The 12163-nt window shown below is 58.3% G+C and carries 11 protein-coding genes; 8 read left to right on the top strand and 3 right to left on the bottom strand.

Going from position 1 to position 12163, the window contains the following annotated elements:
• Window positions 1-30 precede the first annotated feature (30 nt).
• A complete protein-coding gene (locus JCM12296_RS12205) occupies window positions 31-789 on the bottom strand; it encodes a hypothetical protein (RefSeq protein ID WP_157067565.1) in 759 nt (252 codons plus the stop codon).
• 429 nt (window positions 790-1218) lie between these two features.
• On the opposite strand from JCM12296_RS12205, the gene JCM12296_RS12200 reads away from it, so the two are divergent.
• From JCM12296_RS12200 to JCM12296_RS44320, 5 genes are all read left to right on the top strand, one after another.
• The gene (locus JCM12296_RS12200) at window positions 1219-2502 is read left to right on the top strand and encodes a citrate synthase (RefSeq protein WP_054693210.1); all 1284 of its coding nucleotides are present in this window, start codon (window positions 1219-1221) and stop codon (window positions 2500-2502) included.
• Window positions 2503-2718: 216 nt separating this feature from the next.
• Entirely contained in the window at window positions 2719-3204 is a 486-nt protein-coding gene (locus JCM12296_RS12195) for a CBS domain-containing protein (protein ID WP_054693207.1), read from the top strand.
• Complete coding sequence (locus tag JCM12296_RS12190; RefSeq protein WP_054693204.1) at window positions 3194-3640, top strand: universal stress protein; 447 nt, start codon at window positions 3194-3196, stop codon at window positions 3638-3640. The genes JCM12296_RS12195 and JCM12296_RS12190 overlap by 11 nt, the downstream gene beginning before the upstream one ends.
• 8 nt (window positions 3641-3648) lie before the next feature.
• The gene (locus tag JCM12296_RS38210; RefSeq protein WP_157067564.1) at window positions 3649-4686 is read left to right on the top strand and encodes a B12-binding domain-containing radical SAM protein; all 1038 of its coding nucleotides are present in this window, start codon (window positions 3649-3651) and stop codon (window positions 4684-4686) included.
• 155 nt (window positions 4687-4841) lie between these two features.
• Window positions 4842-5387 (top strand): tetratricopeptide repeat protein, encoded by a 546-nt coding sequence (locus JCM12296_RS44320; protein WP_246804210.1) that lies wholly within the window; start codon window positions 4842-4844, stop codon window positions 5385-5387.
• A 170-nt stretch (window positions 5388-5557) separates the two neighbouring features.
• Here the strand turns inward: JCM12296_RS44320 and JCM12296_RS12180 are convergent, their stop codons facing one another.
• Both JCM12296_RS12180 and JCM12296_RS39805 read right to left on the bottom strand, forming a co-directional pair.
• Window positions 5558-5806, bottom strand: coding sequence for an FmdB family zinc ribbon protein (locus JCM12296_RS12180; RefSeq protein ID WP_054693201.1), 249 nt, complete (start codon window positions 5804-5806; stop codon window positions 5558-5560).
• Complete coding sequence (locus JCM12296_RS39805; RefSeq protein WP_172683877.1) at window positions 5698-5970, bottom strand: hypothetical protein; 273 nt, start codon at window positions 5968-5970, stop codon at window positions 5698-5700. Before JCM12296_RS39805 ends, JCM12296_RS12180 begins: the two co-directional genes overlap by 109 nt.
• Window positions 5971-6291: 321 nt before the next feature.
• On the opposite strand from JCM12296_RS39805, the gene JCM12296_RS12175 reads away from it, so the two are divergent.
• The 3 genes from JCM12296_RS12175 (at window position 6292) to amt (ending at window position 11800) form a co-directional block, all read left to right on the top strand.
• Entirely contained in the window at window positions 6292-7659 is a 1368-nt protein-coding gene (locus JCM12296_RS12175; RefSeq protein ID WP_054693198.1) for a PhoH family protein, read from the top strand.
• 101 nt (window positions 7660-7760) lie between these two features.
• Complete coding sequence (locus JCM12296_RS12170; RefSeq protein WP_083456093.1) at window positions 7761-8504, top strand: zinc ribbon domain-containing protein; 744 nt, start codon at window positions 7761-7763, stop codon at window positions 8502-8504.
• A 212-nt stretch (window positions 8505-8716) separates the two neighbouring features.
• A complete protein-coding gene (gene amt / locus JCM12296_RS12165) occupies window positions 8717-11800 on the top strand; it encodes an ammonium transporter (protein WP_054693192.1) in 3084 nt (1027 codons plus the stop codon).
• Window positions 11801-12163 lie beyond the last annotated feature (363 nt).

Here is a 12163-nt window from a genome sequence, read left to right as displayed (position 1 = left end):
ATTGGGATTTGGCCAGCACCTTGGCCTTCATCAGATCGAAGACCGCCGAGCCCGAGGCAGCGGCCTCGCGTCCCCTGCGGCAACGGCTTTCAAGGTGATCAGGCGTTCCTTGTCGCGACTGCTCAGGACCGTTTCCAGACAGGTCAAGGTGCCGTGGACGTGGCTGTACATCACCAGTGGGCCGAAGGTGACCTCCCCACTGGGTTTTTCGTCCACCTTGCCATACAGCTCGTGGTGAGGCATCCCGAAGCTTTTGGGAGCCGGTGCGAGCCCCAGCAGTTCGGCAAACAGCATCAGGCTCTCGGCAACTCCATCGGCGTCCCCGCCGTCCAGGGAAGCGACTCCTTCCCGGGCCATTTCGTCGATGTCAGCAGGGGTATAGGACAGATCCAGCCGATCAATGCAGATTGACTGGATCGTTTCCAGCGAGCGTGTTTTTTTGCTGACCACGACATCACTGTCGTTGAGGATTTTAATGGCATTACGGATACTGACCATCTCCTTGACGGTAGGACTTTTGCGCAGAACCACGTCATCGACGGTGGTGTTATAAATGGTCAGGTCGTTGTCAAGCACCAGGATGCGTGTTTTCCCGGCGGTTTCATTTTCCAGATACAATTCCAGATCCCGCTCCTGCCGCGGCTTCCAGGGGAAATACCCCATCAGCTGCTTCAACAGGGCCTTGTCGATGCGCTTGCCGCTTTCCACGGTGCCAATCGACGCCTTGATCCGATCCACCAGACGGTCGATGGCGATCTTGGTCAGCAGGTTCTCCTTGTATGACATCATCCGTCTCCTTGATTTTCCGGCAATGGGCAACGGCCACGCGATCGGACGCAAAACATCGCGACGTTGATTTGGCGTTTGACATCTGACACAGATCCTCATATGAATATGAGCTGTCACCCAGAAAGGCCCTGCCCCTTTTTCGTAGTAACCATCCGCCTGGAAAGCCATCTTACCGGCGTTGAATTGATTCAGCCCGTGCTGCCGTCGCAGCCAGGCGCGCAGGCGGATTGTATCGCAAGGGATATCGCATGGCAAAATGCCCGATACTGCCGTGGCCGTTGGGGTCAAATGATTTTCAATACGTTGAAACACGCCTTTCGATCAAGACAATTGTTCCTGCAGGGGTTGAAAAAAGGCTCTGTCGAAAGGCCGAAAACAGCGTCGAATGGATGAAGTGGATGGGTTCATTGCGCAGTGAAAGGAGTTAGCATGGAAGAGTTTGTCACCCTTACTTACAACGGCCAGGAAATCAAATTGCCGGTGGTGATCGGCACCGAAGGCGAAAAAGCCATCGATATCTCCACCCTGCGCCAAGATACCGGTTTCATTACCCTTGACCCCGGGTATGCCAACACCGGTAGCTGTCTCTCCGCCATCACCTATATGGACGGTGAAAAGGGGATTCTGCGCTACCGCGGCATCCCCGTGGAGCAGCTGGCCGCACATGCCACCTTCAAAGAGACGGCCTATCTCCTGATCAACGGCAAATTGCCGAACCGGGAACAGCTGACCCACTTCTCGGTGATGCTCAACGACAACAGCCTGGTCCACGAAGACCTGCGCACCTTCTTCCAGAGTTTTCCGCGGGCCTCCCATCCCATGGGCATCCTGTCGGCCATGGTCAATGCCCTGCGCAGCTTCTATCCGGAGTTGGGCTCCACCGAGGAAGAAATCAATATCACCATGACTCGGCTCTTGGCCAAGGTGCGCACCATGGCGGCCATGTCCTACAAGATCTCCCGCGGTCACAAGGTCATCTATCCCCGTCCGGATATGACCTACTGTGAAAATTTCCTCAACATGATGTTCGATACACCGGTCAAGCCTTACGAAATCAACCGGGCGGCGGTGAATGCGCTGCGCGTCTTCTGGATCCTGCATGCCGACCATGAGCAGAACTGCTCCACCTCGGCCGTCCGCGTCGTGGGCAGTGCGCGGGTCAACCTCTACGCCGCCATCTCATCGGGTATCGCCGCCCTGTGGGGCCCTCTGCACGGCGGGGCCAATCAGGCGGTCATTGAAATGCTCAGCACCATCCAGGCCGACGGCGGCGACCCGATCAAGGCCATCGAAAAAGCCAAGGACAAAAACGATCCCTTCCGGCTGATGGGGTTCGGGCATCGGGTCTACAAAACCTACGATCCCCGGGCCAAAATCATGAAAAAAATGTGCGATGAACTGCTCGAAACCATGCAAATCGACGACCCCCTACTGGATATTGCCAAGGAACTGGAAGAGGTCGCCCGCAAGGATTCCTACTTCATCGATCACAACCTTTATCCCAATATCGATTTTTACAGCGGCATCGTGCTGCGGGCCGTCGGCATCCCCACAAACATGTTCACGGTCATGTTCGCCATCGGCCGGCTTCCCGGATGGATTGCCCAGTGGAAGGAGAGCATGGACGATCCCAAGTGGAAAATCTGTCGGCCACGGCAGGTCTATACCGGGAATCAGGAATACGAATTCGTCCCCATCCATGCCCGGATTTGATGCCCAAACGGACTAAATAACGGCATCCGGAACGTACCGACCCACCCTCCGGATGCCGCTCCGCCTTGGGGTGCAGCCGCTGCGACATTTGCTTTGACAGCACCTTCAACCTTCCCGTAAAATTATAGAAAACAGGCACAAAGGCCCATCGCGGAAATGGCCGGCGCAACCGTCGATTCGCCTTTGTCACCCCCCATTGCACCTGGAGGTGCCACCATGCTGGTAAAAGAGATCATGACCCGCAATCCCATCACCGTCACCGACAAAACGGAAATCATGGCCGTCGCCAAAATCCTGCTGGACAACCGCATCAACGGTGTTCCGGTATTGGATGGCGCCGGCAACCTGGTGGGCATCGTCTGCCAGAGCGACCTCATCGCCCAGCAGAAGCAGCTGCCCATGCCCTCCCTCTTCTCTTTTCTGGACGGCTACATCAGCCTTCAATCCCCGAAAAGCATGGAGAAAGCGGTGAGAAAAATCGCCGCGACCACCGTGGCCGACGCCATGACCGCAAACCCGGTAACCGTCGCTCCGGACTCGGGCATCGAGACCGTTGCCGCCCTGATGGTCGACCACAATCTGCACACCCTGCCGGTGGTGGAACATGGCCAGCTGGTGGGCGTGGTCGGCAAGGAGGATATCCTGCGGACGCTCATGCCCGCCGAACCATCACCGACAAAGGAGACATCCCATGACCATTAATCAGATCGTCTGTTGCACGGATTTTTCGACCAATGCCGAAGCGGCCTTCGAGACAGCCCTTGACCTGGCCAAGCAATACCGGGCCAAGCTCTATGTGGTGCATGTTCTGCCCCCGGCGGTCAATCCCATGCTGACCGAAGCAGACCTGGTGATGCCCGAGTATCCGGACGAAAATCTGGTGGTCAGTCTCAATGAGCGCATGCAGGAGGTCTACGCCCAGCGCATTCCCGACACACTGGACTGCGAGCTGGTGGTCCGCGACGGCCACGTATCCACGGAAGTCATCCGCTTCATCGAAGAGACCGACGCCGACCTGGTCGTGGTGGGTGCCTTCGGCCTCAGCGGCATGGGGCTGGTCCTGTTCGGCAGCGTGGCCAAACGCATCGCCCATAAGGCTCCCTGTTCGGTGATGATCGTTCGACCCAAGACCGATTGAAGCGACCGATGAAGATTCTGCTCGTCTATCCTTACTTTATCGACAATCGCATGGATGAAGAGGACATCAGCGCCATCCCCATGGGACTCTTCTCCATCGCAGCGGTATTGCGGGATAGCGGCTACGCGGTCGAGATTCTGAACGCATACAACCTGGGCCGCAGCCCCCACCGGATCTACCAGATTCTCGGCGAGCGGCGCCCGGATGTGGTGGGGTTTTCGATTCTGCACGCCAATCGCTGGGGCGGGATCGACATCGCGCGCATGGTCAAGAAGGTCAATCCGGCCACACGGGTCGTTTTCGGCGGTGTCGGCGCCACCTTCCTCTGGGAGCATTTTCTAACCCATTTCCCGGAAATCGACTACGTGGTGCGGGGCGAGGGAGAAGTCAGTTTTCTCGAACTGATCCGTTTTTTGGAAACCGCCGGCGACCCGCCCCCCGCCCATATCGACGGTCTGGCGTTCCGGCAGGCGGGCAAACCGATCAAAACCCGGGATCGTCGCCCCTTGGCGGATTTGGACCAACTGCCCATGGCGGCCGACTATTTCTCCTTCCAGCACGTTGCCCTGAGCCGGGGCTGCCCCTCGAACTGCACCTTTTGCGGGTCCCCGGCCTTCTGGCATCGGCGGGTGCGGTTCCACAGCGCCGACTATTTCGTCACCCAATTGCAACGGTTGCGGGAACGGGGCGTCAGTTTCGTATTCGTTTCCGACGACACTTTCACCCTCCAACGCGATCGCGTGATCGAAATTTGCCGCTTGATTCTCAAACGGCGGATCGAAATTGCCTGGGCGGCCATTTCACGGGTCGATTGCGTGGACGCGGAGATGCTCAAATGGATGCGCCGGGCCGGATGCACCCAGATCAGTTACGGGGTGGAGAGCGGCAGCCAGAAAATCCGCGACCTGTACCGCAAACGCATCGACGACACGGACATCTGCCGAGCCTTCGACCTGACCCATCGGACCGGCATCATGGCCAGGGCCTATTTCATCTATGGGGCCCCGGCGAATCGGACCGGACCATCGACGAAAGTCTGGCTCTGATCGAACGCATCCGTCCGCTGGCGGCCATTTTCTACATCCTGGACCTGTTTCCCGGGACCGCCCTTTACGAGGCGCATAAACAGCGGACCGGCACCAGTGACGAGATCTGGCTGAACCGCATCGAGGACATTCTCTATTTCGAAACCGATGAGACCTTGAGCCAGCAGCAGGTATTGGATTTTGGCAGGCGCCTGCGGGAGGGCTTCTTCAGCCAGTTGTCGCGTTTCGCCCGCGAGATCGAGTTGGTCGACGATCCCGAACTCTACCCCTTTCACGCCGATTTCCTCTCACGCCTGGCGCTGACCTTCAGTCACGGGGATTATGCCAACAACCCGTTGATCAAGGAAACCCTGGTCACCGCCGTGGCGCTCTTCGAGCGCGCCTTGCGGTATCACCCCGACCATCGGGCTTTCTGGGGGTTGGGATTGGTCTATCAACACCAGTGCCGCTTCGAGGCGTCGATCGATATCCTGGAAAAAGGCATCCGGCACCACCAGAGCAGTGTGGACCTGCACATGGCCCTGGCCCACAGCCTGATGCGCCTGAATCGTTTTCAGGAGGCCCGCCAACGCCTGGAGGGGTTTGGCGACCACCCCCAGGCCGTGGAGCAATTGGTCCATTGCTGCCGCCTGATGGCCGACCAAACGGCGGCGCAGACATGGGCCCAGCGCCTGAGCCGCTTGACGGGTCGGGTGCCGTAAGCAACCGAACGATCAAGCCTTGACGGATTCGTAAAAAGCCCGATATCGGCGTTACGCTTCACCCTTCGTCACTGCGGCGTACGCTCAGTACGCCTCATTCCTCCGGATTCGCAAGCCTTGATCTCGGGCTTTTTACGAATCCGTCGGAAATGCGACTTTTTACGCGTTCATCAGGCCTTGCCACAGCAACTGCCCGGACCAGCGCAGCCGGCGTGTCCCGGCGAGGACCCACAGCAGGCCGTATCACCAGGACCGGGCAGGGCGTTCGAAGACGTCCCCGACAAAGAGGAATGGGCCGACATCATTTTTTTCAGGCTGCTGCCGCCACATTGCGGGCAAACAACGCTGCTCTTCTCCGAAAACACCAAAATTTCCGATACATGGCCGCAATCGGCACACAAATAATCGAAAAGTGGCATACGCCCTCCTTTTTCAAGTTTGGATCTCCCTCATCAAAATCTAACCATCGAGCGGCATAGTCGCCGATCAGCATGGCCTCGAAGGAATGGGCCGCCGACAGGCGCCGAGCCGTCAACAGGCCGTATACCACTCCGAAACCATTGTGTTTTGTTTTATAAACCAAAAGGACAACCGCATCAATATTTACCTATAACGCTTTGAAGGGAGACGCCGCATGCCGTGGCTTGATCAAATATATTGTTGCCCCTCCATGACCTGCATGCTATATGTTGTACATCTAAGTATTTTAATCCCTTAACCCGAACCGTCACCGAATGGCTCAATCGAAGGCATACCTTTCCCTGGTCCACCCTCCTGCGGCACTTTCTCCGCAGCGTTATCCAACGGTTCCGGTACACTTTTTCCAATGGTGTCCGGTGATCCTCCCCCCCTTCCCCTGGAAGGCTGAGCCCGCACAAATGCCCCATGACCCTCAGGAGGTGCGATGATCGCTTTGTCGGCCGACAGACGAAAAATATTTGTCCTCGATACCAACATCATCCTGCATGACAGCAGCTGCATCACCCAGTTCGATGAACACGACATCGTGATCCCCATCGCGGTGATCGAGGAACTGGACCGATTCAAAAAAGGCAAGGAAATCCTCAACTGCAACGCCCGCGAATTTGCCAGGGCACTGGACCGGCTTACCGGCGACCGGATCTTCAACGGCGGAGTGCCCATCGGCCCGGGTAAAGGCAAAATCACGGTCTACCTGGATCGGGAGTTCCACGACACCCTCAAACCCAACTTCTCACCGGACAAGCCGGACCACCACATTCTCAATGCCGCCTATCACATCGCCTGTGAGAACGCCTTCGAGCGTGTCATCCTGGTTACCAAGGATGTCAACCTGCGCATGAAGGCCAAATCCATCGGTCTGATGGCCCAGGATTACAACACGGATCGGGTTCAGTCGCCGGCAGACATCTACAAGGGGGCCCGGGTGGTGGAAGACATTCCCACGGCCGTCATCGATCAACTGTGGGCCAAACCCGGCCAACTGGACGCCGCGACGCTGGATCTGGCCACGCCGCTATTGGCCAATGAATACCTGGTGATGAAAAACGGCAGCAAATCCGCCCTGGGCGTATTCCTGCCCCAAACCGGAACCATTCACCGGGTCGATACCCAGCCCTGCTACGGCATCCGGCCGCGCAACGCCGAGCAGTGCTTTGCCGTGGATGCGCTGACCAACCCCGACATTCCCCTGGTCACCATCACCGGAAAGGCCGGCACGGGTAAAACCCTTCTGGCCCTGGCCGCCGCCCTGGAAAAACGACGCCACTACCGCCAGATCTTCATTTCCCGGCCGTCGGTTCCCTTAAGCAACAAGGATATCGGCTTTCTGCCCGGAGACATCCAATCCAAGCTGGACCCGTACATGCAGCCCCTTTACGACAATCTGGCGGTCATCGAGAACAGCCAGAACAGCAGGGCCGGCAGGGCTGCCGACGGCAACGGCAACGGTGGTGGCCGGCGGGTCAAGGAGATGCTCGAAGAGGAAAAGATCATTATCACCCCGCTCTCCTATATCCGCGGCCGAAGCATCGTGAAGGTCTTCTTCATCGTCGATGAGGCTCAGAACCTGACGCCCCATGAAGTCAAAACCATCATCACCCGGGCCGGCGAAGGCACCAAGATCGTCCTCACCGGTGACATCTACCAGATCGACCATCCCTACCTGGACAGCCAGAGCAACGGTCTCAGCTACCTTATCGAGAAAATGAAGGGCCAACACCTCTACACCCACATCACCCTGGAGAAGGGCGAGCGCAGCGAACTCTCGGAGCTGGCCATCAGTCTGCTATGACGCAGGGGAATAGGCTGTAGGCGGAAGGTTTTTAGGGGAAGTAACGACCACGGCGACGCCGCCGAACTGTTGCGTCGGAGGGATGAAGGAGAGGGATGCGGATGGATTGTCCCAAGTGCGGCTATCCCCAGGACTCGACAAACAGTGAATGCCCGAACTGCGGCATCGTTTTCGCCAAATGGCGCGACCGGCAAACGGCACCACCACCGGCGGGAATGGCGGTGCCGGACGATAACGATGCCTCACCCGACAACTGGGTGGAGGCCCTGTTGTTTCATCTGCCGGCCGAGATCAATCCCGTGGCGTGGGGCTTCAGGTGCCTGGTGCTGGCGGGTATCCTGCTATGGGGGATCAAATTCATCGTCGCCGGCATCGATGCCGAAACATCCCTGCAGAGTATCTGGCATCTGGTCAACCTGCCCTTCCACGAGGCCGGGCATATTTTCTTCCGCCCCTTCGGCCGCCTGATGACCTCCCTCGGAGGCAGTCTGATGCAGGTGCTCATGCCGCTGATCTGCCTGGTGGTCTTCCTGATCAAAACCCGCGACCCCTTTGCCGGATCGTTCGCCCTGTGGTGGACCGGCCAGAACTTCATCGACCTGGCCCCCTACATCGATGACGCCCGCGCCCTGAGCCTGCCCCTGTTGGGCGGTAACGTGGGCAAGCACAGCCCGTACGGTTTCCACGACTGGGAATTCATCCTGCGCGAAACCGGTTTGATCCGCATGGACCACACCATCGCGCGCCTCTCCCACGGACTTGGCAGCCTGCTGATTCTGCTGGCCCTAGCCTGGGGCGGCACGCTCCTTTACCTGCAGTATCGCCGGATGCGCCAACAGCCCTGACAGGAGGGTATCCACCGCCCCGTGTTCCCGTCGCCATAAGACGGTACCCATGCCACCAATGATGCCATCCGTTTTTTACAAAAATGTATAAGCGCAAGGCATTGCTTTCAAATCCGCAATTATTTTGGTACAGATCCATCCCCCACCTGCCGATAACAACCTTTCCAAACTGGATTGCGTACGAAAAAATTGAAGCGGAGCGGAACTCTCCCATGCACACCGTCACCTCAATGGACATCTTTTGGATACTTTTTTCAGCGAGTCTGGTGTTTCTCATGCAGCCCGGATTCATGTGCCTGGAATCGGGATTGACACGGTCAAAAAATTCCATCAACGTCGCGGTCAAAAACCTTGCCGATTTCTGTTTTTCGGTGGTGGGCTTCTGGGTCGCCGGCTATGCCCTCATGTTCGGCACGACCCATTTGGGTTGGGTTGGCCTCAACGGCTATTTTTTTTCCTTCGAACAATCCCCCTTTGCCGTGTCTTTTTTCTTTTTCCAGGTCATGTTCTGCGGCACCGCCACCACTATTTTTTCAGGCGCCGTGGCCGAGCGGATGCCCTTTTCCGCTTACCTGATCGTGGCCAGCCTGCTCTCGATGCTCATCTATCCGGTGTTCGGTCACTGGGCTTGGAACGGCCTGGAAACCGGCACGCTCACCGGCTGGCTGGGCCGTCGCGGCTTCGTGGATTTTGCCGGTTCCACAGTGGTTCACAGCGTGGGCGGCTGGGTGGCGCTTGCCGCGCTCCTGGTCATCGGCCCGCGAACCGGCCGTTTTCCCAGAAACGGTCCACCCCGGGAAATTACGGCCTTCAACCTCCCGCTCTCCATCCTTGGTGTGATGCTGCTGTGGTTCGGCTGGTTCGGTTTCAATGGCGGGTCAACACTGGCCCTGGATGCCAGAGTGCCGGGCATCATTGCCAGAACCACCCTGGCTGCGGGCACCGGCGCGGCAACATCCCTGTTCATCGTCTGGTGGCGGACCGGCTTGCCCAAAGTGACGGCGCTGATCAACGGTTCCCTCGGCGGTTTGGTGGCCATCACGGCCAATTGCCACTGTGTTCATACGGCCCATGCGGCCATCATCGGCGCCATCGCCGGTCTGGTTTGCGTTTTCATGGAAGCGGTCCTTCTCCGCTTTCGGGTGGATGACGCCGTCGGTGCCGTTCCCGTGCACCTGGGATGCGGCATCTGGGGCACCCTGGCGGTGGCGTTTTTTGGTGACGGGCAGATGACCGGTACCGGCCTGGGATTCTGGAGCCAATTGGGGGTACAAACGGAAGGGGTCCTCGCGGCTTTCGTGATCGCCTTTCTCCTGCCCTACCTGATTATCCGCGACATCAACCGGGTATGGCCCATGCGGGTGAGCGTGAAAGAGGAAAGAAATGGCCTGAACGTTTCCGAACATGGGGTCAGCACGGAACTGCACGATCTTTTTGAAGCCATGGGCCATCATGCCCGGACCGGGGATTTCTCAATGCGCGTTCCCGTGGAGCCATTCACCGAGGTGGGGCAGATCGCCCGGCGCTACAACCATGTCATTACCGCCCTGGCGCGCCAGCAACGCCTGTTCCGCGAGCTGTTCGATTCCTCTCCACTGGGAATCCTGCTGGTCGACCCGAGCGATCGTGTCGTGGATGCCAACCGGGCGTTCACAACACTTTTCGGGTATGTGGTGGATGAGATGGATGGGAACCCGGACATCGATCTCCTCGTCCCCGACCATCTGAAACAGGACGCACAAACGTTTCTCAACACGGTGATGAACGGAAGCACCATTAACCGTGAGACCGTGCGCAGAGACAAATTCGGCCGCATGATTCACGTATCCATGGTGGTCTATCCCATCCAGGTCGCTGGCCAGGCAGAAGGTATTTACTATATTTACAGCGACATCACCCCGCGCAAGACCTTTGAAGCCCAGCTCGCCCACCAGGCCTTTCACGACGCCCTGACCGGGCTTCCCAACCGGGCACGGTTCTTCGAAAGGTTGAACCTGGCCATCCAGCGCCAGGCCCGGAACAGCCAATTCGCCTTTGCCGCGATGATGCTGGACATGGACCGCTTCAAATCCATCAACGACACCCTGGGCCATCAAGTGGGCGACCGATTCCTGATCGAGGTGGCCAGGCGAATCCAGGGATGCATCCGATCCATCGATAGCGTGGCCCGCCTGGGGGGTGACGAATTCGGCATCGTCGTGGAGGATTACCGGCATCCCCGGGAAGTGATCGCCATTGCCAAGCGGATCATCGCGCAAATGAAGCGCCCCTTTGTCATCGAAGGGCACACGATTCATTCATCGGCCAGCGTGGGCATCGTCATCAAGGTGCGGGACTATGACAACACCGAGGCGATCATGCGCGACGCGGACATTGCCATGTATCGTGCAAAGGCATTGGGCAAATCCCGTTTCAAAGTCTTTGGCTGGAAGATGCATTCCAAGGTCCTGCGGGAAAACGAGCTGGAACGCGAACTGCACGTGGCCATCGACAACGACGAGCTGGTGGTCTTCTATCAACCCATCGTCGCCGTCACCAGCAGGCAGGCTGTCGGTTTCGAGGCCCTCGTGCGTTGGAACAACCCGCGCTGTGGCCTGATTTCTCCGGCAGAGTTCATCCCGGTCGCCGAAGAAAGCGGCCAGATTGTCGCCATCGGCCGCTATGTCCTCAGGGAGGCCTGCCGGCAGATGGCGGCGTGGAAGGCCGAGTCCGCCATTGATCGGGAGGCGCTGAGCATTTCGGTCAACGTTTCGGCCCGGCAGTTCCGGCAGGCCGAGCTGGTGCGCGTCGTGGCCGAAACCCTTGCAGAGACGGGATTGGATCCCCGTTGCCTCAAACTCGAGCTGACCGAATCCAGCTTGATAGCCGACGCCCGGAATGTCACCCGGGTGATGGCCGATCTGAAAAAAATGGGTGTTGAAATCGTTATCGACGATTTCGGCACCGGCTATTCCTCGCTGTCCTACATCCAACGGTTTCCCATTGACGGGCTGAAAATCGACCGTTCCTTTATTTCCGGCGACGGTCATTGGGAAAATGTCCGCATTGTGCAGACCATCATCACCCTTGCCAAAAGCATCGACGTGAACGTCGTCGCCGAAGGCGTCGAGGAGACCAGTCAGTTGGATATGCTTCGACAAGCGGGATGTGATTTCGCCCAGGGATACCTGTTTTCCAAACCCCTGGACGCCCGGGCGGCCGGCCAGGTGCTGAGTCGGTTAGGGGTTGCAACCGGCAACGACCGCAACCCCCGGCCATGGAGCGAAGCCCAGCACGTCGGTGCCAGGCATCCATGAAACGGATAGCCCCGGCGCGTCTTCGCGCGATACCGCTTTGTGCCCGGCCCCAGCACCACAAAAAAAGAGGCCTGTGATTTTTCGGCAATCGGTGTATGATCGGTGCACAACCACGATGGATCGGTGATCGTTGTAAAAACGTATTCATAAAGGATCAATCAGCGTGAACGACAGCCCCCTGCAAAGCGACGATCGGGCCGCGATCGCTATGGCGATGGTAAATGCCCTGCCCTTTGCCACCGATGGCCTGCCCGGCATCGGCGGTACCATCAAGGCCACGCCGGCGCACTTCATCGTCGAGGAGCGCCTGCCCTACGCCACCTGCGGCGAGGGTGAACACGTCTACGTCACCTTCCGGCGCAG

The organism is Desulfosarcina cetonica JCM 12296 (assembly GCF_001311845.1).
Classification (GTDB): Bacteria; Desulfobacterota; Desulfobacteria; order Desulfobacterales; family Desulfosarcinaceae; genus Desulfosarcina; species Desulfosarcina cetonica.
This window is presented reverse-complemented; position numbering and strand designations above follow the sequence as displayed.

What these genes read in the sequence shown, in the direction of transcription:
- JCM12296_RS12205 (WP_157067565.1), bottom strand. Translation starts at nt 789, where the DNA reads ATGATGTCATACAAGGAGAACCTGCTGACCAAGATCGCCATCGACCGT.
- JCM12296_RS12200 (WP_054693210.1), top strand. Translation starts at nt 1,219, where the DNA reads ATGGAAGAGTTTGTCACCCTTACTTACAACGGCCAGGAAATCAAATTG.
- JCM12296_RS12195 (WP_054693207.1), top strand. Translation starts at nt 2,719, where the DNA reads ATGCTGGTAAAAGAGATCATGACCCGCAATCCCATCACCGTCACCGAC.
- JCM12296_RS12190 (WP_054693204.1), top strand. Translation starts at nt 3,194, where the DNA reads ATGACCATTAATCAGATCGTCTGTTGCACGGATTTTTCGACCAATGCC.
- JCM12296_RS38210 (WP_157067564.1), top strand. Translation starts at nt 3,649, where the DNA reads ATGAAGATTCTGCTCGTCTATCCTTACTTTATCGACAATCGCATGGAT.
- JCM12296_RS12180 (WP_054693201.1), bottom strand. Translation starts at nt 5,806, where the DNA reads ATGCCACTTTTCGATTATTTGTGTGCCGATTGCGGCCATGTATCGGAA.
- JCM12296_RS12175 (WP_054693198.1), top strand. Translation starts at nt 6,292, where the DNA reads ATGATCGCTTTGTCGGCCGACAGACGAAAAATATTTGTCCTCGATACC.
- JCM12296_RS12170 (WP_083456093.1), top strand. Translation starts at nt 7,761, where the DNA reads ATGGATTGTCCCAAGTGCGGCTATCCCCAGGACTCGACAAACAGTGAA.
- amt (WP_054693192.1), top strand. Translation starts at nt 8,717, where the DNA reads ATGCACACCGTCACCTCAATGGACATCTTTTGGATACTTTTTTCAGCG.